This is a genomic window from Leifsonia sp. McL0627, assembly GCF_058244615.1.
On the sequence record NZ_JBZCGM010000002.1, the window covers coordinates 393,580 to 418,524 of the forward strand.

Genomic DNA, 24,945 nt, shown 5'->3' on the forward strand with positions numbered 1-24,945 from the left:
GGGAGAACGATGCGCATGGATGTGGGTGCCGGCAAGGCGCAGCAGGTCGAAGAAGAACAGCGATTCATCGATGCGATGTATGCGCGTCTTGACACGGCTGTGGGTGAGAGCCAGTCCGCGCACGCGCGGGCGACGGCTGCTCCTGGTGAAGGGTCAGAAGACCTCTCTGCGAGGGATATGGAGGTCTCGCGGTTGGCAGACAACATTCGCCGGCTCCGTTCGGCTGAGCGATCGTTGTGCATCGGACGTATCGATGGCGTACGGCAGGGGGAATCGCTGCACGTCGGCCGGATCGGGTTGCGCACAGACGCAGGAGATCAATTGCTCGTGGACTGGCGAGCGGAGGCGGCGAGGCCGTTCTACTCTGCCACGATGGTCTCGCCCATGGGCCTGCGCCGGCGTCGACACCTGCGCGTGGATGATCGGAAAGTCGTCGATGTCAGTGACGAAATCCTTGACGGAACCCCACCGGCTGTCGAAGACGTCATCGGCGATGGCCCTCTCGTGTCTGCGCTGAGTGGCGCGCGGACGGGACGGATGCGAGAGGCGGCAGCGACTCTGCAGAGGGAACAGGACGAGATCGTCAGGTCACCGCACCGTGGAATCGTGGTGGTCGACGGCGGGCCAGGAACCGGTAAGACGATTGTCGCCCTGCACCGGGCGGCGTACGTCCTGTACGCGTTCCCCTCGATCGCCGATCGCGGTGTCCTCGTGTTCGGCCCGAACAGGCGATTCCTCATCTACATCTCCGACGTGCTGCCCTCGCTTGGGGAGAACGATGTCCGGTTGGCGACGCTGCCGGACCTGATCGGTGTGGAAGCAACGAAAACCGACCCCGATCACCTCGCACGCATCAAGGGCCGTGCCGAGCTCGCTGACGGGCTCGCTCGCTGGGTGCAGGCCCGGGAGCCTCACGACGTACCGCTTGCATTGCAGACCGCACACGGGACGGTCGTCCTCGATTCCGGCCGGGTGGACGCCGCACGGCAGGGCGCCCTCCAGGGCGGCATCGGACACAACCGTGCCAGGGATCTGTTCATCGAACACATCGTCGATGAACTGGTGAACGAACTGGAACAGCAGACCGCGAAAGAACTTTCGGACTTCGAAGCCGAGATCAAGGAGACACTGGGCATCGACCTCGATCGCATGTTCGCCGGCGATCCAGGGCATACCGCCTCCGACGATGCGGACGGACCGGCGGACCGTCTGGAAATCGATTGGGACCGGATCCGTGAAGAGCTTCTTGATGATCCCGCTATCGACCGGGCCATTGACCGGGTTTGGCCCCGACTCCGTGCCGAGGACGCCGTCCGCGGCCTTCTTACAGACCGCGCCGCGCTTGCCCGCGCCCTTCCCAACGTCTCAGCGAAGGAACTCACGCGCATCGCTGACCTCGATCAGACCCAGTGGAGTGTCGCCGACCTTGCTTTGCTGGATGAAGCACGTGAACTCGTCGACGGACTTCCCGAGACCACATACGGGCACATCGTCGTCGACGAAGCCCAGCAGCTCTCCGAAATGCAATGGCGCATGCTGATGCGTCGTTGCCCGCAACGCTCAATGACAATCGTGGGAGACCTCGCCCAAGGGAGTCCCACCACGACCGTCCGCACCTGGGGTGGTGCGCTGGAACCTTTCGTCGACGAGCGGTTCGCCCATCACACCCTCACGGTCAACTACCGCACCACCACGGAGATCCTGCAGGCTACAAAGTCCCTGCTCGCCCGCATCGCCCCCGAACAGCGACTCTCCCGCTCCATCCGGCACGGCGAACAACCCACCGTTGTCACGGTCCCCGAAGACGACATCACGGACGCGATCAGTGAGTTGATCGCGAGCACCTCGAAGGCACGCCCCGACGAACTCATCGGAGTCGTCGCCACCGCGCAGCGCGCCGCCATTCTCGACGCTGAGATCAACGCCACGGTCATCGCCGCGCCCGACGCGCGGGGCCTGGAATTCGACACTGTGATCATCATCGACCCGGACGGCATTCAATCGGCCAACGAAGCCGGTATCCGCGACCTGTACGTCGCACAAACCCGAGCAACCAAACGTCTCCTCACCTTGGAGGTCACGACCGTTCCCACCATGCTCAATTCTCAAAGCGGTGAGTTTGGCCAAAAACCATTGACCTGCTCCGTCGTCGCGTACGTCGAGTGCCCCAGCTGATGCTGCGCCCGTTCGAGACCGGCGGCATCGCGGATTGCGGTGGCGACGGTAGCCCTGAACTCTTTGGGCACCCGCCCCTCGAAGCGTGTCCCCTTCAGCGCTATGTGCCACTGGAGACGGAAGTTGTCCGGGATCCGCGGCGTGAGCGTCGAGGACGGAAAGACGAGTTCCGAGTACGCTTCGACGCGGCGGCGCAGCAGCATTTTCCCGACGAACTTAGGCAGGAACAGCCGGCGCCCGGCGCCCGTCTTCGTCTTGTTCTGAACGGTCCAGCGGCCTTCTCTGGTCTTCGCCATCGTCCGGTGAATGTCGACGGTGAAGGGCTGGACCGTGAAATCAACGTCCTCCCACATCAGGGCGAATACCTCGCCCGGCCGGCAGCCAGTCCCGAGGAAGAAGTCCACGGGATCCGCCAGATCAGTACCCCGCCGACGACCGGACGCGTCCAAGCCGGCATCCCAGCGGACCAGGATTTCCCGCAGCTCGGCGACATCTTCGAGCGAGAAGGTGACAACTTGGTGGTCCGGCACTTCAACGGGCGCGACCGACTTCATCGGGTTGGTGTCGATCGCGTCATGGCGGGCGGCCATGGCGAACATTCCCTTGAGCAAGACGGTGGCAATGCTCGCGTTCGAATAGCCGTTCAGCCGCGTCGTCTGTTTAATGAATCGATCGAGCTTGGAGACCGTAGCCTCGCGGATCATCCAGCCGCCGAGCTGCGGGACGACATACTTGTCCAGCACTGTCTCGTATCGGCGAAGCGTACCGTTTGAGCGTGAGGTCTGGCTGAACTCATCCCACCAGACGATCGCCAGGTCGGCCAGCCGAGTCTCCGGGCCAAGTTCGCCCTCGCCGAGCGGCTTGATGCGGTCACGCATGGCTTCGCGGAGGAGGGCTTCGGCCTTCTGCTTCGTGCGGCCGATCCGTTCGATTTGCCGCGTACGACCATCGACGTCCCGGTAGCGGGCGCGCGCGGCCCAACGGCCTTGCGCGAGCATGCGCGTAGTGACTGCGCCCCAGGTTTCGGAGACAAGCGGAGGACGGGACATCATCACCGACCCCCGTTCTCGACGCCAGAGCGAGTCAGCCCGACCCCGCTAGTGCAGGTCTCGGGCATCTGCGCGGGCGACGGCGATCCATTGAGGTCAGCGAAATCCCCCTTGGGACGGCGCCTGGCAACAATCGTACGCTCGGACCGCTGTACCAGGCGAGGGTCGTCGAGGCGTATGAATGGCACGCATGCCGCCTCTGCGGTGAGCGCAGCAAGCCGCCCGAACGGCGTCAACGGGTCGGCGGCGACCCCCCAACCGTCCAGAGCGTACCGGCTGACCGCGCTTACGCACTCCCGCTTCTCGTCCACGGTCGGGATGGTCGACCCGACCACTCCGATGAGTCCGCTTTCGAGTTCTGGGCCCATGTTGGTGGTGTCGATGATGAATACCCGCATGTTGATCCACTCCCCTGTGTTGATCGTTTTGTTTGCCTTTCCGGCAAGGGGATCTGTGGTGAGTGGACGGTGCGGGAGTGCGGGGACCGTGGAATACCGGAGGGAGCGCAGCGAGTGAGGATATGCCGCGAAAGCCCGGCACGGAAGCACCGGAACGAGCTACGATCAACGGCCGGAGAGACACACAAACACGCTGGCTACAGTGCCGCCGCAGGCGGCTCCATCAGCCCTCCATTGCTGGCGCACCACGGCGTTTCCAGTCGATCTCCGACGCACCCAACCGGCTTATCCACAGCGAGATCGACTGGCTTCGCTAGGCAGCCTTCCAGCCTGTCGAGGTGGTGACGAGCAGCCGCGCTCCTGCCTTGGTGGTGTCGCCGGCGAGCTTGACCAGCGTCTTGGCGACGTTCGCGTAGGGAACCCTGGGCATCCCCGGGACCTTGGCAACCTCGGCCAGGGGCACCACGGCTGTCTCGGGCAGTGCGGAGCCCTTCTTGAGCAGGACGGGGTAGAGGATCGTGTAGTCGATCCCCGAATCGGGGAGGATCTTTTCGGAGGCGGCCTTGTCGGCGAAGATCGTGCCGAGCAGGACGCGATAGAACAGGCGCGCTATGCCTGAGGCTTTGGGCGCGCTGTCGCCGGAGCCGAAGGCCGACACGAGTACGAGCCTGGCACCAACCTGTTTGATGGCCTCGACGATGTTCGGCAAAGTTCGCTGCAGGAACGTCGCATCCTTCAAGGTGCCGTTAATCGCCACGATCACAGCGTCGGCGCCGGTCGCCGCGGCGGCGAGAGCGGCGGTGTCGCCGGCGTCGCCTTGGGCGATTGTCAGGTGGGCTCGGGCGGCGACTGCTTCTGGGCGACGCACGAACGCGACAACCTCGTTGCCCTGGGCGAGTGCTTCATCCACGGTGTGCGAGCCGACGTTTCCAGTTGCCCCGATGACTACGATTTTCATTGTTCTCCAAGTAGTTAAAATTTGAACAATGACTAGAGTACATGTAGTTCGAATTTTAATCAACTAGGATGGGCGCATGGACGCACCGCTGAACAGTCAGGAGTATGACGCTTACGCCTCTCTCGTGGCGTCCTCGACATTGCTGCAGCGCGCGATCACCGAAAACCTTCACGAACAGCAGTCGGACCTCACCCAGGTGCAATTCGAGATCCTCGCGGCGCTCTGTAACGCGCCGGACGGGTACCGGATGGCCGAACTCGCAGATCAGCTCATCGTCTCGCGCAGCGGCCTGACTTACCAGGCGAGCCTCCTGGAGAAGTCAGGACTGATCACCCGCTCACGCGATGGTTCCGACGAGCGCGGAGTGGTCGCGCGCGTGACCGACAAGGGCCGCGAAACATGGGAGCGTGTTCTCCCCGGTCACCTGACCCTCGTGCGTACCGCGTTCCTGGGCCTGATGAAGCCCGACGAGCTCAGCACACTCTCGAGTTTGCTGAGCCGAGTGACAAGCGCACTCAATGGTCCCGGTAAGGGCGCCAACGACTCGGGTACGAGCACTTCATAACCGGACCGATGGTGGCGGAGCATTGATCAGAGCCAGTGCCGCCATTTGAAGATCCCCCACAGCCCGATCCCGAGCCCGACCATCAAAGCGAGCGCGAAGGGGTACCCCCATACCCAGTGCAGCTCTGGCATGTGGTCGAAGTTCATCCCGTACACCGATGCGACCAGTGTCGGGGTGAACAGGATCGCTGCCCACGAGGAGATCTTTTTGACTTCTTCGCCTTGTTCGATTGTCTCCTTCGCCAGTCGCCGGCTCTCTTCGCCCTGGGCGAGGCTGGCACTGGACATGCGCCGCATTGCGTCGTTCTGTTCGAGGGAGACGAGGGTCGAGTGCACGGTGAGTGCGTTTTCTAGGAGTGACCGGCAGGTGTTGACGCGTTCGGTGATCCGGACGACGTGGTCGAGAACGTTGCGTAACCGGTTCTGTACCTCTTCGTTTGTGCCGTACCGGTCTGCGCCGCGGAGCAGACCCTCCACCATGCTGGGAAGCGGGCCGATGGCCCGCTGGAAGGCAATCACCTGTTCGATCAGCCGGTAGATGCGCTCGGCTAATGCGGGGTCGACCTGGCCGCTGCTGAAGAGGTTGTCCTCGACCTGGTCGATGTCCTCTTCCAATCCGGAGACGACGGGTGCGTAGCCGTCCACGATCTGGTCCAGGAGCGCGGTGAGCATCGCCTCCGGGCCGGTACTGAGGAATGCGGGTTCTGCTTCGAGAGCGGTGCGAGCGGCGGCGAGGTCCTGCCGGCCACCTCGTCGCAGCGTGATGACGAAGTTGGGTCCGATGAACAGGTGGATTTCGTCGAACTCGATCTGCTCGGCAGAGTCGTCGTAGGTCGCCGGGCGGAGCACGACGAACATGGTGTCGCCGTAGCGTTCGAGCTTGGCGCGTTGGTGTCCTTTGCGGGCGTCTTCGACGGCGAGCGGATGCAGGCCGAAGCGTTTCGCGGCGTCGGTCAGCGTGACAGGATCCGCGTTCCGTAGACCGATCCAGGCAACAGTGTTCTCCGTGCGGAGGGCGTCGACCGTCGCTTCTAGGGTGTCGGGGGCCGCGGTGCGGTGGCCGCCGACGTAGATGCGTCCGTCGATCGCGGTCATGACCGTGTCAGAATCTGCTGGATTGCCGGTGCCACTGTCGCGATCAGCTTCTCCCTGTCGGCACCGACCAGCGCGGGCACACCAATGACTTGTCTGCTCAGAACGATTCCCACTAGCATCGCCGCTGCTATCCCCGCGCGAAGAGCCGCGTCGCCGTCCGCACGGCCGCTGGTGCCGTGCAAGAGCCGGGACTGGATGAACTGGCGCAGTTGGCTGCATGCCTGCTCATTCACGATCGCGCCACGCAGCATCGCCAGCAGCGGCTCCGACTCCTCGGCAGACCCCTCCCACGCATCAAGGAACGCGCCGACGACCCGTTCCCCCAGGTGCTCCCCCGGGCCCTGGAAGACAGTGTCGAAACGGTCCAACGCGGCGGGCGGAACCGCCAGTGCTGCGGCGAAGAGCTCGTCCTTGGACCGGAAGAACTGCATTACCTGCGATGCGTCCACGCCAGCATCCGATGCGACTCGGCGGATGGTGGTGGCATCGAACCCGTCGACGGCGAATCGAGCTCTCGCCGCAGCGAGTACGGATTGACGCGTACTGCCAGCCCCAGGTCGGCGGCCGCGGCGGGTCTTCGGAGCGGGATTCATCTGCACCGTCATACAACCAATCTACCATTCATTTCTCAACAGGTGTTGAGTTTTGTTGGAGTGCGACGTACTCTTTCCCCGACGCATGAGCCCGTGCAGGACTCGCCCGACTGAAGGAGCTCGCCGTGAGCGATAACCAGATGATGTTCGTACCGTCCCATCCGCTGCCCGCGGCGCGGACCGGCGTGCTGACCCCGTTCGAGCCGGGTACCCGCACCCTGGAGGCAGGCTTTCAGATTGCCCCGCCTTTCAAGCCGCTGCCGGCCGACATCGTCTTCGAAAAGGACGTGGCGATGCAGCTGCGCGATGGGACCACCGTCCACGTCGACGTCTTCCGGCCGGTCGGGACCAAGCCGGTCCCGGTGATCGTGGCGTGGAGCCCGTATGGCAAGGGCCAGGGCACCTCGGTCAGCGTGATGGGAGTGTTCGGTCTCGTCGGTCTCGACAATTCGATCGTGTCCGGGCTGGAGAAGTTCGAGGCCCCCGACCCGGCGTACTGGTGCGCTCGCGGGTATGCGATCTGCAACGTCGACGTGCGGGGTGTCGTCGACTCCGAGGGCGACAGCGTGCTGTGGGACCGGCAGGAGGGCCGCGACTGCTACGACGTCATCGAATGGCTCGCCGAGCAGGACTGGTGCACCGGCAAAGTCGGCATGAGCGGCACGTCCTACCTCGCCGTCTCGCAGTGGTTCACCGCCGCCGAGCAGCCGCCGCACCTGGTGGCGATCAACCCGTGGGAGGGAGTCAGCGACGTCTACCGCGACCTGGTGATGCGCGGCGGGATGCCCGACACTGGGTTCGCGCAGCAGCTGCAGGAGGGCAGCTTCTTCGGCAAGAACCGCAAGGAGGACATCCTCTCGGAGGTCGAGCGTTACCCGCTGATGACCGACCTCTGGCAGAACAAGATCCCCGACTTCCAACGGATCACCGTTCCGGCGTACGTCGTCGCCAGCTACTCCAACACGCTGCACACCGCCGGAACCTTTCGGGCCTGGCGGCGGATCGCGTCCGACGAGAAGTGGTTGCGGATCCACAACGGCCAGGAGTGGCCCGACTACTACGACGAGGCGAACGTCGAGGACCTGCGCCGCTTCTTCGACCACTACCTGCTGGGTGCCGACAACGGCTGGGAGACCACCCCGCGCGTGCGGTACTCGATACTCGACCTCGAAGGCGGGGACGAGGTGAACGTGCCGGCGGAATCATTCCCACCGGTCGAGGTGATGTCGACGAAGTTCTATCTCGACGCTCGCACGCGCACGCTCGGCACCAGCGCTCCCGAGGTCGAGACGGAGGCGTCGTACGCCGTCGACGCGAACCCGAACGCGGTCTCCTTCCTCACCCGCTTCGAGAGCGAGACCGTGCTGGTCGGTTATCCGAAGGTCCACCTGTTTGTCGAAGCCCGCGACGCCGACGACATGGACCTGTTCGTACTCGTGCAGAAGCTCGACCGGTTCGGAACACCGCTGCAGGCGTTCACCGTTCCGAACCAGTCTGCGATGGCGCACGACCTCACCGATCACGGCGCAACCATCCTGCGCTACAAGGGCTCGGACGGGCGTCTTCGCGTCTCCGCGCGTCACCTCGACGAGGCGCTGAGCACTGACGAGGTGCCGGCGCACACCTTCGACCGCGTCGAGAAGCTCGGCGCAGGCCAGATCGTCGAGATCGAGATCGACCTGTTCCCGGTCGGACTCGCCTTCCATCCGGGGGAGCAGCTGCGCTTTGTGATCAGCTCCCGGAACCTGCTCGGCACCCTGATGCCCGGCATCCGCGAGTACGTCGGCGCCAACCAGGGAACTCATGTCATCCACACCGGTGGCGCGCACGCCTCATACCTTCAGCTGCCCGTCCTGGCGCAGCACTGACGCCGACAACCACGGGGAGTGAACCAATGACGACGAGCAATGACGCCACCGCCGACCAGGCCGCGATCGTCGCCACGGCACAGCAACGCTGGGTGCGGCGTGCCGGTGACGACCGCGACAGCACCATCGACGGCTTCGAGCTGTTCTCCGCTCACCGGGCACTGACGTTGCTGAAGTCCAGGCTCGGCCGTGAGCGTCTGCTGGAGCTGTTGAGCGACGACATCGCTGCAGGCGATGCTTTTCTCCGCGACCACCTGGCTCGTTCCGCCGGGCGGGAGGCGACCGGCACCACGGTTCTGCGCGCCCACGGAATCAGCGCCGCACAGTTCACCGGCTGGCTGTCCCAGGCATTCGAGCGAGAGGACGTGCTTCTGGGCGCGCATCCGGAGCACTACTCGATCCACAACGTGCCCGGTGGGTCGGTCAACATCGTCGAGACACTCGGTGACAAGGTCTGCTCATTCTTCATGGCGGGATGGGACGCGTCAGCGGCCACCGAGGAAGAGCTGCGTTCGGCCGCGGAGGAGGGGTCGGATGCGCGCCGCTCCCGAATGGTGCTCGATGACGGCACCGTCGTCGGATCGATCTCCAATCTCTTCCAGGAGGAGCCCGACGGGTTCACCGTCCGGTTGTCGGTCACGCTGCCCGCCACGTGCGCTCCCGACGTCATGGATCAGCATCTCGAGCACTTCGCCGTCGAGTACCGCAACTGGATCCTTGCTGCCGCCGGCGAAACCGGAAGCGCCACAACAAGCAATTGACGTCGGACATCGAAACGTCGATACATTCCGCCCCACCGCCGCCCGCGTGGCGCGACACGGCGGTGGGGCCACATAACCGCCGTCGGCCACCCGTTATGTAGCAGGGCCGCGCGAGCCCAAGGCTCGATCCGCGCGCTACTCGAGTAGATCGGTTTCGGGGGAGTCCCATGCCTCCGTGTCGCGCCGGTCTAATCGAACAACCGGCGCATTGAACTCGGCGCTCCTGCGTTTCGATAGCTAACGCCGAGTAGCGTCGATCCGAGCAAGCACCTGCTGCCGTGGGGGTGCGTCGGGATTAACCCGCTCTACCACGACCTCTAGTTCGTAGCTTCCATCCATGAACCCGCTAACCTGCTCGCAAAGCCAGTCAGGAACCCAACCGATCGGCCTACCGTCTTCGACATCGAGCAAGACGGCACGAGGGTTCACCTCATTCTGAGGATCTGGCCTGAGCGCAAGTCGGGCACCATCGCGGAGCCGATTTACGAGTTCAGCACCACCCGCAACATGGCTGATGCCAGAAACGAAGAAGCGGCTCTCAAAATGATCTGCATCATCGAGCGGGGATTCGACAATGTGGAAGGTATCGGTCGCGCGGCCTCCACCGGTGCGGACTAGCAACTCCATTGGAATGTCGTCAGGTCGGAACGACGCAAGACCGACGCGTTCGAGGTATTCGCCGTACGAGGCCCGGTCGGACGACATCACACGATTAGCGAAGAACACCGGAAGGGCATCCGAAACGTACGCTCCATCCAGCAGCGGATACTCGTCAATCGGGAAGAAACCTGGCTCCTGAGCTACCCCTTCAACGTACGAGAAGACGTAGGTGCCCGTTACGAGATGGTCCAAATGAGCCACTACTGCAAAGCGACGTGACGATGGGTTCCGCCAGACGACCAAGAGCCGTCTCGCGACATCAGCTGACTGCGCGGCGCTGGTGCTATGAGCCATCTGGGTACGCATCCAACAGCCTCCTTCGATTCACAGCCACCAACTCAACAACGAAACTACGTGTAACCGCCGACATTATCGTTTCCGGGACCAAATCAACGATATCCCGCAGCATCTCGCGAGAAACGCGTTCCAAAGCGACACGCCAGTGGACGGCGGCATCCGGCGCACCACTCGAAACCGCGTTGCACGCGAGTGAAACTAAATCCGGCTGACCAACGAAGTGATGACTCTTACCGCGACTCGCCCAACTACGCATCATTTTCGGAGATTCGAGACAACGTTCGCGTTTGTCGTCAGTCTCCTGGAAGCCCAGAGCATTCCCATGGTCAAACGACGGCGCCAAGGAACGACTCTCCGAACGGCTCAGAATGCCCCAATTCTCATGATGGCGGTCGCGCCCTGCCACTAGTGCATCCATGAGGAGATAGCCGACCCAGACATCAAAGGCGCCCATAGACGCCAACTCGGGGTATCCGGGCGGCGGGGCAATAGGCGCAAGAGCCTGCTGAATGGCGGCGACCGTGTAGCCGGGGTTGTGTCGACCTGCCGCCGGGTCGTACTGCGGGTCGTGCTCGACAAGAACACTGTTTCCCAGCACAAGTCGACTGTTCTCGGGCACCACAGTCTTCGAAACGATCCCGCGACGACCCGCGCATTCAGCCGGCCGAATTTCGGCCGTAGGTACGCCCATCTCGCGACCTATCTGGTGAACGACCCATTCGGCCCAGTCCTCCCCCATCACCCGCCCGTGAACTTCACGCGCGAACTTAAAGAGCCACGCAGAGCCATCGTCGGGGTTCTGAACCCAGAACTTCTCTTTGGTGCCGAGAGGCTCTTCCTCGATTTCATCGAGCGCGTTGGGGTCGACGTAGGCGGTGTCCCATTCGGCAGTCATATCGTCATAGCTCCCAGCGCCATCGGACAGACATTACCTGCAATTCGACACGGAATCGCCAGACACGGTCATGAGGCTCGAATTACGCGGGCCTCGAGCGAGAGGTCGGCAACACTAGCTGTTAGCGGCGCGACGCGCGTGTCGAGCGGCAGCGATTTGGTTCTTGGCTAGGTTGATCGCCGTTAGGGGTATGCACCAGATCTAAAAGGGGCCGTTCATTGTCGTTCATTCAACGCATGCGAAGCAGTTTTGGAACCCAGCAGGTGGTCGTCATCCATCCGCAGGACGATGGCGATGAGCAACGCAATCAGCTCGAATCCCAGGTTCAGGCGAAAGCGGCGTTCTTCGACGTCGCTGCGCCGGTCTACGAGGGCGACAGAATGGAGATTCCCGACCCTCGCGGCGGAACTCGTATCGTGTGGATTACTGACGTCCGGATAAATCAGGCAGGTGGGGCAATGTCTTCCTCGATGAGCCACATCGAGGCGCGCTTCGTCGAAAGGGAACCTGCACCCGCGCGCGGCGCAGCCGCACAACAGATCATCCACGGCGACGCGATCATTGTCTCTGGCGATCACGTGAACGTGGCCACGAGAGGTGGCTCCGTCCAGCAGCAGATACCCGTCACGCAAGGCTACGAAGATCTCGCACGTGCAGTAAAGAAGGCCCTCGAATTGATCGAGTCAGACACCTCCATCGATTCCTCCGACCGCGCAGCAGCTGGAGAGGCAAGTTCCACGCTTCTAGCGGAACTCGTGAAAGAGGAGCCGAATCACGTTGTCGTGAGAGGTCTCCTAACAACGCTACGAGGAGTCGTTGTCGCCGGAACCAATGCTGCCGCAGCCGCAGTAGCGTCAGGTTTGATCCAGCAATTGCTAGTGCACTAAACGTCGCACATCAGTCGCATGCTCATCCGACATCGGGGGCGCGATCGAGGAGCGCCAAATCCCAAAGCGGTGAGTAAACGGTGAGTTTGGCCAAAAACTATTGAGCGGGTACTCTATGGTGAAGCCCAAATTCCGCTGATTTGCTGGGATCGCGGGCCATGCGAGTGTAGTTCAATGGTAGAACTTCAGCTTCCCAAGCTGATAGCGCGGGTTCGATTCCCGTCACTCGCTCTCTTTGCGCTCGGTACGAGTTGTGAATTCTCACGCTAGTCGCGACTTGTCTCAGGTCACTTCGGACCGGTACGAGGTGACCTAGGCACCGCCATGCCGACTGCTCTCACTCACTCTGCCGGAGGGCGAGGTGTGCTAGGTGTAGTTCCGTGTGAGGCGCTGAGCCACCTATCGAGTCACGCATACACCACACGGCGCGCCTAGTTTCGATTTAGCCCGTGCCGACGACTATCGAGTGCGACCTTGAAGTGGCTCTCCGCCAGATCGATCACCGAAGCTGGTGTCGACGGATCGAACACTCGCAGCAACGAATATCGAAACGTCGAGGGATCGAGTCCTCGCAGTTCAACGTTCCCCCCATGTCCATTCGCCGCATACGAACTCCAGCGCTGGCGAATGTTCTCTTCGCCGTCAGCCTTGCCGACGTACTTGCGCCCATCGCGCGTATCGGTGATCAGGTAAATCCCGACGACGGATGAGAGCGCAGTTCGCCATGAGGCGTAGCGGTATTCGCGCATGACAACCTGCAGCAGGGCGTGGTCGAGTATGAGCCGATCGAAGCCCGGGAAGGGCATCGGCTCAGCATCGGCGATCCCCATCACCGGGTAGCTGGCAGCTGTACTGCCACGCATCCACCACGTGCGCGGTGAACGCCACCCAACAACCAGCCTCCCCCGCAGGTCCGCCATGTGTTCCGACTCGACCATGTCGAAAATACGGCGGCCGCCATCACTGGAGATCTCACCGAGGTTCTCGACGACCGACCAGAGGCGCGCTTGGTCCCCGCCTTCGCGACGGAAGACCACCCAAAAGCGTGGGGGCACCTCTGGAAAGCGCTTGCGATCCGCGGATTGATTCCGCGTGTATTCCAGTATCTCTTCGTCGGTGGAGTCCGAATGGATTCCAGGCATGTCACTGCCCTCGTGCTCACGCACATAGGCGTGACGGATCACGAGCGCTTGCGAAGGATGTATCCCGGCGTCGGTCAGGATGGGGCCAAGCGTCAAAGGCAAAGACAGTCCCCATCATTGTGAGTTGTCGCGGTTCGTGACATCATTCCTCGTCATACTCACGCCGTTTACTGGCTATCCACTCCACGGCCCGTTCCGAGATCGCGTTCGTGTTCCTTTGTTGGACAAATTCAAGAAACTGGAACATTCCGGCTTCCTGGCTATTTCCCCGGTGATCAACCGTCGGCCGCTCCAGCAGCGCATCTATGTCCGCCCGGGTTAGTTCATCCACGACAAGTTCAAGCCGCATCAGCATGATGTTGCTGTGATCATACGAGCGAGTGAAGTCCGCCTCCTGCAGCCACTTCACCGTCAACACCTTCTGTACCGATGACGACGCAAGCTCAGCGGGAAGCGTCAGGTCATCAATCCATCTGCCGTCTTCGAACACACGATAGAAACGGGACGCCGAATACTTGCGACGCGTGGTCGCGACAAGGTCTTCTATTCCCTTTATCAGGTCCTCGCTGACGTACCTCGTTACCAAGTCATACGACAGGCTCGCGAGAGAGATGTAGTGCAGAGCGAGGTTTCGCTCGAGCGGCGTCGCTAGAGTGTGAGACTTCTCGTTGCGAAGGAACTGGATCGCCATATTCAGATACTTGACTCCATCGAAGAAGTCCGCCTCCACGCCGTCGGCCGGAGCGTGTCCGAAGATCTTCGGAAGGTTGTCTGGCTTGAACGCGTCCGTGGCCTTCTCACTGCCGGACTTATCACGGAGAGACTCACGAACGACCTTGTACGCTTCCTCAACTGCGTGGAAGTAGTCCTCGGTTATGAGGTATGGGCGAATGTGCTTGTAGATGTCTTCGTGAATCTCGATCTGGATCTTGTTTGCGCTGAGGGTCGCTTCTGTGGTGAAACTGGCGGCTGCCATTGCCGCGGTAGGCGGAAGCACGTCGAGCGCGATGGAGCGGATGCGCGCGACCTGATCATCGCTCACATCAACCGTCGAGATGGGTGCCAGCTTCTTCGCTTCGATGTAATCGGCGATGGCGTTGAGGACACTCGCGACTTCATCATTCGTACCACTCTTCCAAAACGCGCGAAGCCGATTTGCCTTGGAATCGCCGAACCCTAAATAGCGTTCTGCGTCGTAGATGTCGATATTTAGATCTCGGAAGAAGTTGGCGAATGATGCATTGGTAAAGTCCAGGACATATCCGCTCGACATCCCTAGCACCGGCTCGAGGAATGTCTTCTGGGACACACTGAGACCACTCATCAGATAGTTCCTCGAGAATCGGAACCGATGAGGCCGTTATCGTCGACGCCGGCCCCCAGCCCGAAGAACCGTTCGAAGAAACGGCTGAGCGCCTCAACGGCTGCACGCTTCTTTTCACCGTGTCCGCCTTCGGCGGCGAACCGTGAAACTGGCGGGAGGATTTTGGTGATGGCCGTCCCGGTCGTCCTTAGCTGCCCGTCACGAAAGGCCACCTCGATGAAAGCGCGTGTTTGCTCGGATTGCAGCTGCTGGTCGACGATCAGTGTCTCAAGTTCGGCTTCGCGCTTAGCGGCAACGAACGCCTGCCATTGTTCGTCGACCGCGCCGCTCACCGAGACGGAGTCGACGAAGTCCTCAACCAGGTCGCGCTTGCTCCGCAGGCTCGGGCTCGCGTCAACCGCCCGGGAGATCTCGGCGCGAATCTCTCTGTCATCGCCGTCCCCGAAGGTCGCGCGATACTTCTCGACGAGCATCAGGATGTAGTCAACATTGATCTCAACCTGCTTGATGAGCTCGATCTCAAACACGACATCGTCGTTGATCAGTTCCTTATCGTTGTTTCGGTCCTTACGGAACTCCGCATAAAAGTCGAGGTACAAGCTGCGGTAGTCCTGTGCCTGGCGCTCGGTGACCGGATCAAGTCCGTCGAACTCGTCAAACGACGACAGGATATTCTGGAGCCGCAGGATAGCCCCGAACAGCGCGATGAAGTCCTTTTGCGCCGACTCGCCAACAATCTGGCGGCCGAGCGGATACTGCTCCAGCAGCTCCGTGACTTTCTCGACGTAGTCGCCGTAGTACGCCTGAAACGGCTTCAGCAGGACGACGCCTCGCGCATCCTTGTTGCCGAACAGCTCGAGGGCCGCGTTGGTCGCGCCCTCAAGATTTCGGAACGAGACAATGTTGCCGTAGGTCTTCACGGAGTTCAGGATTCGATTGGTGCGCGAGTACGCCTGGATGAGGCCGTGTGAACGCAGGTTCTTGTCGACGAACAGCGTGTTCATGGTCGTGGCGTCGAAGCCGGTCAGGAACATGTTCACCACGATGACCAAGTCGATCTCGCGGTTCTTCATCCGCTGGGACAGATCCCTGTAGTAGTTCTGGAAGCTGTCGGCGCTGGTGTCATAGCTTGTGCCGAAATACCCGTTGTAGTCCTTGATCGCGGACTCAAGGAACTCGCGCGCATCGCCACCGAGTCCTTCAGTGTCGAACGCTTCATCGTCGAGGATGTCCTCGTCCGACGCGTCGTTCGCGCCGTACGAGAAGATGACCCCGACCTTGAGTCGACGATCCGCGGTGAGATCCACCTGCTGGGACTTGAACTCAAGGTAGTAGCGTTGGGCCGCCTCGATGGAAGCGGTAGCGAAGAGCGCATTGAAGCCGCGGACCCGCTTCTTCTCGCGGAGCACCTCGGCGCGCCGACGGGTGCGAACAGACTCGCTGACATTCCTGACGATCGAGTGTTCGTAGCTGGAAGCACGTCTTGTCTTCTGGTCGAAGTGCTGCAGCGTGTACTCGACGATCTGCGCCACGCGGCGCGGGTCGAGGAGCGCTTTCTCTGATTCAACCCCCGAGACCTGTTTGTCGTCAGGAGTTCCGACCTTGACCGTGTTTATGTAGTCGATCCGGAAGGGCAGGACGTTCTTGTCCGTGATCGCATCCACGATCGTGTAGGTGTGCAACTTGTCGCCGAACGCCTGCTCGGTGGTTTTGAGGCTAGGGTTTCCGCCGCTGCCCGCGTTGGCCGCGAAGATCGGCGTGCCGGTAAACCCGAAGAGGTTGTAGCGCTTGAACGCCCGCGTGATGTCCGTGTGCATGTCGCCGAACTGCGAGCGGTGACATTCGTCGAAGATGATCACCACGTGGGCCGAGTAGATCCCGTGCCCCCTATTGGCACGAATGAAGTTGGACAGCTTCTGGACCGTCGTGATGATGATCCGTGCGCCTGGGTCCTCGAGCTGCTTTTTGAGCACCGCCGTCGACGCGTTCGAGTTTGCTGCGCCCTTCTCGAAGCGGTCGTACTCGCGCATGGTCTGGTAGTCGAGATCCTTGCGGTCCACGACGAACAGCACCTTGTCTACACTCGGCAGCTTTGACGCCAACTGCGCCGTCTTGAACGAGGTCAGGGTCTTGCCCGAACCCGTGGTGTGCCAGACGTACCCGCCGGCCTCGACCGTACCGAGATGCCTGTAGTTGGTGGCGATGTCAATACGCTGCAGAATGCGCTCGGTTGCAACGATCTGATACGGACGCATGACGAGCAGGTCGCGGTCGACCGTGAGGACGCAGTACTTCGTGAGGATGTTGAGCAGCGCGTGCTTCGCGAAGAAGGTCTTCACGAACGAGGCCAGCTCTTGGATCGGCCGATTCTGGGCATCTGCCCACCAGGAGGTGAACTCGAAGCTATTGCTTGTCTTCTTCTTACTGCCGGCGCTCTTCTTGGCCTCGTCGATGTGACGGTTGCGCGTCGTATTCGAGTAGTACTTCGTTAGCGTTCCATTGCTAATCACGAAGAGCTGCACATACTCGAACAAGCCCGAGCCGGCCCAGAAGCTATTCCCTTGATAGCGGTTGATCTGGTTGAAGGATTCGCGAATATCAACGCCACGGCGCTTCAGCTCAATGTGCACCATCGGTAGCCCATTCACCAGAACCGTCACGTCATAGCGATTGGCGTACTTCGCGCCGCCCTCACCCCGCCCGATCTCGTATTGATTGATGACTTGCAGGCGATTGTTATGAACGTTCTTCTTGTCGATCAGCATGAGGTTCTTCGTCGAGCCATCGTCGCGGGTCAGAATCTGGATGTGATCTTCTTGAACGCGCGTGGTCTTCTCGACAATGCCGTCGTTCTGACTTGCGATCTTGTTCTTGAAGAAGTGATCCCACTCGCTATCGCTGAACGTGATGCTGTTCAGGGCTCCCATCTGCGCTCGAAGGTTCGCGACCAGTTCGGACTCCGTCGTGATTGGGAGGTACTCGTACGCCTGCGACTGCAGCAGGCGGATCATTTCGCGTTCGAGGTCCGCCTCGGACTGGTACGCCGTCGCTTGGGAGGCGTCCGGTGTGTACTCGGCGACGACGGTGCTCTCCGCGGAAACCGCGATCGGGTCGTGTATCTGGTCAGGTGCGTCGCTCATGCCGTGGCCTCCTGGAAGGTGAACAGTCTGTCGCGGTAGTACCCGTATTGCTGACGGCGAGCGGTTACCTCCGCCGGCAGGCCGAGGCTGAGCTCGCTGACTAAGGCGTCCAAGCTGTCCAGGGCTGCGACGATGCGCTCCTGCTCAGCGACACTAGGCACCGGGATTGTGATCCTCCCAAGTCCAGCCGAAGCGAGCCGCTTCACTTTCCCGCGCGCGACAAAGTTCGCCTTTTGAGCGTGAAAGTCCTTCGTCTGGACAGCGTAGGCGACAAACTTCGGGTTGAGATCAGATGTAAACGAGAACGTATCGTCATGCACGGCAACCGGGTGATCCCCCAACCACGCGACGGCCTTCCCGACATCCTCGACGGTCTCGCCAACCCCCGCGAAGATCACATCGCGTGGCTGTGCAAAGCGGAGCTGTGTAGCTATGTCTGAACGCACCTCACGAAGGGCGCGCGAAGCAGATACCCCGTAATCGGTATAGATTTCGCCGTAGTGGATACTCGGAATACCTGCCTCTACGACGTCATTTTTGGTAAACCGACGCCCCCGGACGAAGCTACCGATCTCGCCCATCGCAACGCGTGGACCATCAACAGTGCCAATTAGGAAGTCTCGATAACAGTCATACTGCTGCCGACGAGCGTCGAGCTCGGCCTCCAACTCCGCCTCCAGTTCCGCCTCCAGCTCTCGGAACTGATCCAAGATTCTGACGATCTCCCGCTGAACTTTGGCAGGCGGCACCGGGATTTGCAGCTTTGCGAGTGCTTCGCCAGATATGCGTCGCACCTTGGTGCCCGTAATGAACCGCGCCTTCTGCTCTTGGAATCGTTCTGACGCAAAGAAATACGAGACAAACTTGGGGTCCAGGTCGTGGCGGTAGATGTATGCGTCTCCGCTGACGGCGACATCCTCCTGCCCAAGCCAAGCCGTAGCCTTGGCAACGGCCCTGTCGTCCTCGCTTGTCGTCGCAATAATGAGATCCCCGGGATGGGCATGCCTCAGCTTTGATGCAAGTATCGGCGTCGTGAACGATATGGTCGAGTCTGCCCAGATCCCGTAGTGAGTGTGAATCTGTCCATAGTGGATGGCTCGGAACCCCTCGTCGGTCAGCTCTGACTTTTGCAGCCCGTTTCCTCGCACGAACTGGCCATGCTCACCAAGCGGCCGAAGCGAGACGCCTTGCGGCGCAAGCTCCGCAAGCAACTCATCGATCCGGCTCATGATGCGACTCCTTCAAGGTCAGCAACCACCGCATCGATCCCACGGCGAAGATCGATCTGGTGCTGCACAATCTGCGCGATTTCTACGTTCAATGATCGAATGTCAATAGCGACGCGCGCATCGACTGGTTGCACGTACCGCGTGACAGAGAGGTCGAACTGCTCCCGCGCGATGTCCTCGTTGTGCACGAGGCTGGCGAAGTGCTCGATATCCTGGCGCGCGCTGACCGCGTCTAGGATCATCTTCTGGTTCTCCGGGAGTATCTCGTTCTTATTGCCGATGCGCTTGAACTGCTTCGAGGCGTCGACGAACAGAACGCAGTTGTCGCGCTTCGCCTTGCGGAGAATGACAATGACGCCCGCGACCGTCACACCGTAGCCCCAGTCCGGCGGCAGCTGGATCACGGCGTCGACCAAGTTGTTGGTCACCAGATACTGGCGGATCTTCGCTTCCGCGGCACCCCGGTAGAGCGTGCCAGGGAACTGAACGAGCACCGCAACGCCGTCCGTCGAAAGCCACGACGCAGCATGCATCGTGAAGGCGAGGTCGTGGTACTTCTTGGGCGCAAGCACTCCGGCCGGGGCGAACCGATCGTCGTTGATCAGCAGTGCATCGTCTTTACCGACCCACTTCTGCGACCACTTCGGATTGGAGACGATGATGTCGAAGGGCTCATCGTCTCGATGCGAGGGGGTGGTCAGGGTGCTGGCCCCGCCGTCGAGATCGATCCAGCCGAACTCGATCCTATGTACTAGAAGGTTCATGCGCGCCATGTTGTAGTTTGTGCGCACGAGCTCCTGGCCGCTCGCAGTTGCATCGTAAGCGAGCCGCTGACGAACCTTGATGAGGAGAGACCCCGACCCGAAGGCAGGGTCATAGATGCTTCGAGCTTCAGGATTGGCCTGGGTGGCGAGTCCCGCCACCAGTTCCGCGATCGTTGGCGGCGTGAAGTGATCGCCACCCTTCTTGCCCGCGGTCGTGACGTAGTAACGCAGCAGCTCGTCAAAGTCATCTGCCGCGTTCGTCATCTCGTAGGAGGCAACAGAGGCCAACAAAGCCGCCAAGCGCTTGTTGCGCGCCTCCACAGTGTCGCCAAGCACAAGTGCGTTCGGATCGAAGGCACTGAAAAGGTCCTTGTACGCGCCTTCGCTCGGCATGCCCGTCGCAGTGGCCTCGACGCTCTTGAAAACAGCCGCGAGCGTCTCGTTCAAGTTCTCGTCGACGCCGGCTCCGTCCTGGATGGCGGCGAACAGCTGACTCGGCAGCAGAAAGTAGCCCTTCTCATCGATAGTCGTATGGCGAGCCTGTTCGGCCGTGTCGTCGTCGAGATCGGCGTAGTTGAACTCTACGTCGCCGGCGGCCCGCTCTTCCAAATTGATGTACTCGGTCAAGTCCCCAGACAGGAATCGGTAGAAGAGCGCGCCGAGGACGTAGGACTTCAGATCCCACGCTTCCGTGTCCGAATGAAAACGCCTGGCGACCTCAACGATCCCGTTCATTGCCGAGCCCCGGTTGTCCGTGATCCACGAAGCTCGGCGACGATGGCGTTGATCTCTGTTCTCAGGACGGCTTGGCGCGCGACGAAGCCGTCGATGTCCCGTTCGAGGACGTCAATGTCGACAACTTCGCGAGTGTCCTCCTGCTCCACGTAAGAAGACACGGCGATGTTATAGCCGTTGGATGCGATGTCCGCGTTCTGGACGAGCCTTACGAAATGGTCCTCGTTCTCGCGGTTCTCGTAGGCGCGCAGGATGCTCTGCTGCTTATCCGGCATGAGCTTGTTCTTGTTGCCGACGCGCTTGAACTCTGCCGACGCGTCGATAAAAAGCACGGCGTTGTCAGTCTTCGACTTCTTCAGCACGATGATGCAGGTTGCGATCGTCGTGCCGTAGAAGAGGTCAGCAGGGAGCTGGATTACGGCGTCGACGTAGTTATTGTCGATCAGGTACTTCCGGATCCTTTGCTCCGCTCCCCCGCGGTAGAGCACTCCAGGGAACTGGACAATAGCCGCGGTACCGTTCACCGCAAGCCAGCTGAGGATGTGCATTGTGAACGCAAGGTCAGCCTTCGACTTCGGCGCAAGCACACCGGCCGGAGCAAAGCGCTCGTCGTTGATGAGGAGCGGATTGGAGTCGCCGTCCCACTTGATCGAGTATGGCGGGTTGGAGACGATTGCCTCAAATGGCTCCTCGTCCCAGTGAGCAGGGTCGATGAGAGTGTCACCGTGCGCCAAATTGAACTTCTCGTAGTTGACGTCATGCAGGAACATGTTGATCCGCGCGAGGTTGTAAGTAGTCAGGTTGATCTCCTGACCGTAGAACCCCTGACGAACGTTCTCCTTGCCGAGAACCTTGCCGAACTTCAGCAGCAGCGACCCGGAACCGCACGCAGGGTCGTAGACCTTGTTCACGGCCTCCTTGCCGATCACGGTGATCCGCGCGAGAAGCTCGGAGACCTCCTGCGGTGTGTAGTACTCTCCACCGGACTTCCCGGCGTTGGCCGCGTACATCTGCATGAGGTACTCGTACGCGTCTCCGAAGAGATCGATCGAGTTGTCCTGCAGGTCGCCAAGCGGGAGGTCGGCGATCGCGTCGAGAAGCTTCACGAGCCTCTCGTTGCGCTTCGCCACCGTTTGGCCCAGCTTGTTGCTGTTGACGTCAAGATCGTCGAACAAGCCATTGAGATCGTGTTCGCTGTCAGTCCCGAGCGCCGAACCTTCGATGTTCTTGAAGACTCGCTCCAGCGTCTCGTTGAGGTTGTCGTCTCGAGCCGCACGCTCCCGCACATTGGCGAAAAGCTCAGACGGGAGGATGTAAAACCCCTTCTCGGCCACCGTCTCACCACGACCAAACTCGGCGGCAGTATCCGCGAGACGGGCATAGTCGAACTCAGGGTCTCCCGCGTCGCGCTCGCCTTTGTTGATATAGGCCGTGAGGTTCTCGGAGACGAACCGATAGAAGAGCATGCCGAGCACGTAAGACTTGAAGTCCCAACCGTCAACCGAACCTCGAAGGTCGTTGGCGATACGCCAGATCGTCTTGTGCAGCTCAGCGCGTTGGCCTTCTTTGGTGTTAGGTGTCATGTGTGTCGTCTCCTGCGCAGCGTGGCGCGATTCGTAGTAGTCACGCTCGCATCCAACGTATCGGTCGTTGCCGACACTCATCGCGAGCGCCGCACGCTGGAACATGCCGTCGGGAGCATTCGCTTCTCGAATCGATCCTTCATCGTGCCCAAATCGGCTCATAACCAGGTTTTTATTTGAGGCGAGTGCAGGCTGCGATCGTGGGACTTGCGCCCGCTTGCTCATGATCGCCCGTCATGTGTGATTGAAAGGTATCCAGCAGCGGCGACATCGACAAGCTTCTGCCGCAAAACAGCGAGTTGGCGGCTAATGTTGGCTGCTCGGTCTCCTGCGTCCTGCAATCCCGCCAAGGCTCTGGTCACCTCGCGCTGTTGATCAAGGGGCACGAGTGGGATCGGAACAAGGTCGACGTTCTGTCTCGGTATGGTGCTCCCCGTATTGAAGGCGCTCGCCTGCGTGCTCGTCAGCAACGCTGCGACGTAATCGGGAAGCAGGTCACCGGTGCTCAGTCGATATGCGCCGACGCCCCGGCCGAGAGCCCACGTGCCTTCCGTTGACCAGACAGCGATCCGCGAGTTCTCGCCGACTTCGCCGTAGAGAATGTCTCCGCGGCAGAGTTCGTCTCGCACAATCGAGTTCGGAACGCGGGGCGCGTTGTCAGCGCTGAACCCTTCGCGCAGTTCCCGGCTCGTCACTACCGGGAGCGATTCCGTTCGGTCGAGATCGCCGGCGGGAAGCGAATCGGGGAGCTGTCGAAGGCGTCGGGCCAGTTTTTGCTCTCGGAGTTCTCGTAAAGTGGTCGTTCTTAGGGGAGGCCCAGCAATACGGGGAGTCGCGTCCAGTATTTGATCACCCAGGAACCGCTTATCTTCGTGAATCTGTGTGAGCATCCCTTGCGCTAAATGCAAATCGGCCCGCGCCTGCTGCTCCTCATAGTGACTCGCCGTCCAGCGTGCAGGGGTCAATAGCGAGTCAGCACGAAGTAGTTCGAGGCGGCTGACGTCAACGATGTTGAGGTCATCAGAGGAAGCTGACGGCTCGAGCTCGAGGACGTTGCCCAGCCGAGAAGCGAGTTCTTGGTGGGGAACCCGTTCTGCTTCGACGAACCGGACCGTTGTTGATGGAGTTCGCGTCGGCGTGCCGAGAACCCAGACGTTCGAGCGAATCAGGCCGCTTTTACCTGAACCACCCTTGAGCGCGACCACGGCCAACACCGCTCCCGACGAAATCAGTTCCTCGCGAAATTGTCGATCACGGGGACCGTACGCGGCAGGCCCAATGATATGGACCACGGCGGTGCCGCCGTCGAGGAGGTGGGAGAGTGCGATTTGCGCCCAGATGCTGTCACCGGAGATGGAACTGCCGGAGATCGCCGAGAACCGTGAGTCCCCCAGGAGCTCCTTTCCGGAATACCGAAGTGCGAAGGGAGGGTCCAGTAGAACCGCCTGTGCTCGCGGGAGCGGCACCGGCGGATCCAAAATAATGTCTCGCGCTTCGACCGTGGCATCGATGCCGGATAGCATCGCACGCACTCGCAGCACGCGAAGAGCCGCTTCGTTGATGTCATAACCCACCACCGAGGATGCGTCGAGGTTGCGAGCCGCCGAAACGAGCAGGGTCCCGATCCCTGCAGCTGGGTCGATGACCGTACTGGCCGTTCCGGCCACTTGTGCGGCCATGAACTCCGCCATCCACTCTGCCGTCTGATGCTCTTCACGGCCCAGTCCTTTAGTGGCGACCTGCTGCAGGATTGCTTCAAAGAGTTGCGATGGCTCCGAGCCCTCAATGATTGGGCGAGCACTGGCGATGAGATCTTCGAGGCCATCAGCATTCAAGCCGCCGCTGCTGACGGTGACGAACTGCGAGGGCGCGGGCGCGGGCGCGGCGTACAGGCGCTCGAAAACCGCCGTCACCGCTTCCATGTAGTCTCGCGCGGCAACACGGCCGCGGAACACGTTGAGCACTGCGCTGGCGCGCTCCACGATCGAACGCTCCGGCGTTGCGAGGGACGGGTCGAACCGACCGGAACGGCCTCCCCATTCAAGGAGCTCATCGCGACGAAAGAGCGGGCGCGAGTCCGTGCCGCCCGCCGGCAGGGGGAACTGCGGGTCGCGCTTGCGCCAGTTGCTCACCGTCGAGGCCCGCGCGAGCGCCGTGGAGGCCAGCCAGCTCAGGCTGACCAGTTGGTTTTCGTCAAAGGATCTCTGCGGGTCGCTCTTTGTCATGCTGACATCCTGAAGTTGTCGTGGGCGGAACCAAGGAACATTGTGGTGTGGCACGCCATCCGAAGCATCAGCGCGACGTGCCCCGGTAGGCCGATGGATGCAACGTGCATACGTGCGGCGAGTCGGGACGCCTCCGTCGTGAAGATGCCATCCCCGGACCCGATGATGAGGCGGTCGAATCGGGTCGCGAGCGACTCGGTTCGCATAACTTCGATGAGCTTGAGGTCTGCGCCGTCGGGGCCGCTTCCGAGAAGCAACCGTGCTCCCGGGAAAGCGGCCGCTGCCGCGAAGGCATTCCGGTGACTGGCCGCAACAATGACCTGATCCCCGGCCGCGATTTCGACCTGCTGATCGTAGCTTTCGGCCGCCCAGCAAGCGGACGCGAACGTCAATGCCGAGTGCCCAGCGAGGTTTTCAATGTCGATGAGGTGAATCCCGCGGTTGTTCATTCTACCGCCTCCCTTTGGTGTGAACTAGCTTGTGTGAACAAATTAGGACATCACGGACGCGGGTGTCAACCCTGTGAAGTAAATCTTGTGAACTCGGGAGCGGCCCGCGGACGATTCGCATCAGTTTCCGCCGTCGACTGCAGGTGACGATTGC

Annotated in this window: 19 protein-coding genes and 1 tRNA gene; 6 read left to right on the forward strand and 14 right to left on the reverse strand. The window is 61.2% G+C overall.

Annotated features, from left to right (window positions below; all coding sequences use genetic code 11):
* Positions 1-9 precede the first annotated feature (9 nt).
* Complete coding sequence (locus AC37TH_RS02350) at positions 10-2,175, forward strand: HelD family protein (protein ID WP_490762747.1); 2,166 nt, start codon at positions 10-12, stop codon at positions 2,173-2,175.
* Here the strand turns inward: AC37TH_RS02350 and AC37TH_RS02355 are convergent.
* Positions 2,106-3,173: a tyrosine-type recombinase/integrase gene (locus AC37TH_RS02355; protein ID WP_490762748.1), complete on the reverse strand. Its 1,068-nt coding sequence runs from the start codon at positions 3,171-3,173 to the stop codon at positions 2,106-2,108. The two genes, AC37TH_RS02350 and AC37TH_RS02355, sit on opposite strands and share 70 nt — an antisense overlap.
* Positions 3,174-3,935: 762 nt before the next feature.
* Positions 3,936-4,580 carry an NAD(P)-dependent oxidoreductase gene (locus AC37TH_RS02360; RefSeq protein WP_490762749.1) on the reverse strand — a complete coding sequence of 215 codons (645 nt, stop codon included), beginning with the start codon at positions 4,578-4,580 and terminating at the stop codon, positions 3,936-3,938.
* Positions 4,581-4,656: 76 nt separating this feature from the next.
* Here AC37TH_RS02360 and AC37TH_RS02365 point away from each other — a divergent pair, with 76 nt between their 5' ends.
* Positions 4,657-5,145, forward strand: a complete 489-nt coding sequence (locus AC37TH_RS02365) for a MarR family winged helix-turn-helix transcriptional regulator (RefSeq protein WP_490762750.1) — start codon at positions 4,657-4,659, stop codon at positions 5,143-5,145.
* A gap of 26 nt (positions 5,146-5,171) precedes the next feature.
* Here the strand turns inward: AC37TH_RS02365 and AC37TH_RS02370 are convergent, their stop codons facing one another.
* On the reverse strand, positions 5,172-6,239 hold the full coding sequence (locus AC37TH_RS02370) for a magnesium and cobalt transport protein CorA (RefSeq protein ID WP_490762751.1): 1,068 nt from the start codon (positions 6,237-6,239) through the stop codon (positions 5,172-5,174).
* Positions 6,236-6,844: a TetR/AcrR family transcriptional regulator gene (locus AC37TH_RS02375; protein WP_490762752.1), complete on the reverse strand. Its 609-nt coding sequence runs from the start codon at positions 6,842-6,844 to the stop codon at positions 6,236-6,238. The genes AC37TH_RS02370 and AC37TH_RS02375 overlap by 4 nt, the downstream gene beginning before the upstream one ends.
* Positions 6,845-6,957: 113 nt before the next feature.
* Here AC37TH_RS02375 and AC37TH_RS02380 point away from each other — a divergent pair, with 113 nt between their 5' ends.
* Both AC37TH_RS02380 and AC37TH_RS02385 read left to right on the forward strand, forming a co-directional pair.
* Positions 6,958-8,700: a CocE/NonD family hydrolase gene (locus AC37TH_RS02380; RefSeq protein WP_490762753.1), complete on the forward strand. Its 1,743-nt coding sequence runs from the start codon at positions 6,958-6,960 to the stop codon at positions 8,698-8,700.
* A 26-nt stretch (positions 8,701-8,726) separates the two neighbouring features.
* Complete coding sequence (locus AC37TH_RS02385) at positions 8,727-9,461, forward strand: hypothetical protein (protein ID WP_490762754.1); 735 nt, start codon at positions 8,727-8,729, stop codon at positions 9,459-9,461.
* Between the two features lie 237 nt (positions 9,462-9,698).
* Here the strand turns inward: AC37TH_RS02385 and AC37TH_RS02390 are convergent, their stop codons facing one another.
* Both AC37TH_RS02390 and AC37TH_RS02395 read right to left on the reverse strand, forming a co-directional pair.
* Positions 9,699-10,427: an HIRAN domain-containing protein gene (locus AC37TH_RS02390; RefSeq protein ID WP_490762755.1), complete on the reverse strand. Its 729-nt coding sequence runs from the start codon at positions 10,425-10,427 to the stop codon at positions 9,699-9,701.
* Positions 10,405-11,313 carry a HipA domain-containing protein gene (locus tag AC37TH_RS02395; protein WP_490762756.1) on the reverse strand — a complete coding sequence of 303 codons (909 nt, stop codon included), beginning with the start codon at positions 11,311-11,313 and terminating at the stop codon, positions 10,405-10,407. The genes AC37TH_RS02390 and AC37TH_RS02395 overlap by 23 nt, the downstream gene beginning before the upstream one ends.
* Before the next feature lie 218 nt (positions 11,314-11,531).
* On the opposite strand from AC37TH_RS02395, the gene AC37TH_RS02400 reads away from it, so the two are divergent.
* Both AC37TH_RS02400 and AC37TH_RS02405 read left to right on the forward strand, forming a co-directional pair.
* On the forward strand, positions 11,532-12,200 hold the full coding sequence (locus AC37TH_RS02400) for a hypothetical protein (RefSeq protein WP_490762757.1): 669 nt from the start codon (positions 11,532-11,534) through the stop codon (positions 12,198-12,200).
* 160 nt (positions 12,201-12,360) lie between these two features.
* Positions 12,361-12,431, forward strand: a tRNA-Gly gene (locus tag AC37TH_RS02405).
* A 200-nt stretch (positions 12,432-12,631) separates the two neighbouring features.
* On the opposite strand, the gene AC37TH_RS02410 is transcribed toward AC37TH_RS02405, so the two are convergent.
* The 8 genes from AC37TH_RS02410 to AC37TH_RS02445 form a co-directional block, all read right to left on the reverse strand.
* Positions 12,632-13,384 carry a GIY-YIG nuclease family protein gene (locus tag AC37TH_RS02410; protein ID WP_490762758.1) on the reverse strand — a complete coding sequence of 251 codons (753 nt, stop codon included), beginning with the start codon at positions 13,382-13,384 and terminating at the stop codon, positions 12,632-12,634.
* Positions 13,385-13,484: 100 nt separating this feature from the next.
* Positions 13,485-14,666, reverse strand: coding sequence for a TIGR02391 family protein (locus AC37TH_RS02415; protein WP_490762759.1), 1,182 nt, complete (start codon positions 14,664-14,666; stop codon positions 13,485-13,487).
* On the reverse strand, positions 14,666-17,806 hold the full coding sequence (locus AC37TH_RS02420; protein WP_490762760.1) for a type I restriction endonuclease subunit R: 3,141 nt from the start codon (positions 17,804-17,806) through the stop codon (positions 14,666-14,668). The genes AC37TH_RS02415 and AC37TH_RS02420 overlap by 1 nt, the downstream gene beginning before the upstream one ends.
* The gene (locus AC37TH_RS02425) at positions 17,803-19,035 is read right to left on the reverse strand and encodes a restriction endonuclease subunit S (RefSeq protein WP_490762761.1); all 1,233 of its coding nucleotides are present in this window, start codon (positions 19,033-19,035) and stop codon (positions 17,803-17,805) included. The genes AC37TH_RS02420 and AC37TH_RS02425 overlap by 4 nt, the downstream gene beginning before the upstream one ends.
* Complete coding sequence (locus AC37TH_RS02430; RefSeq protein ID WP_490762762.1) at positions 19,032-20,534, reverse strand: type I restriction-modification system subunit M; 1,503 nt, start codon at positions 20,532-20,534, stop codon at positions 19,032-19,034. The genes AC37TH_RS02425 and AC37TH_RS02430 overlap by 4 nt, the downstream gene beginning before the upstream one ends.
* On the reverse strand, positions 20,531-22,117 hold the full coding sequence (locus AC37TH_RS02435; protein WP_490763843.1) for a type I restriction-modification system subunit M: 1,587 nt from the start codon (positions 22,115-22,117) through the stop codon (positions 20,531-20,533). The genes AC37TH_RS02430 and AC37TH_RS02435 overlap by 4 nt, the downstream gene beginning before the upstream one ends.
* A 221-nt stretch (positions 22,118-22,338) precedes the next feature.
* Positions 22,339-24,342, reverse strand: coding sequence for an N-6 DNA methylase (locus tag AC37TH_RS02440; protein WP_490762763.1), 2,004 nt, complete (start codon positions 24,340-24,342; stop codon positions 22,339-22,341).
* Positions 24,339-24,791, reverse strand: a complete 453-nt coding sequence (locus AC37TH_RS02445; RefSeq protein WP_490762764.1) for a hypothetical protein — start codon at positions 24,789-24,791, stop codon at positions 24,339-24,341. The genes AC37TH_RS02440 and AC37TH_RS02445 overlap by 4 nt, the downstream gene beginning before the upstream one ends.
* Positions 24,792-24,945: the final 154 nt, after the last annotated feature.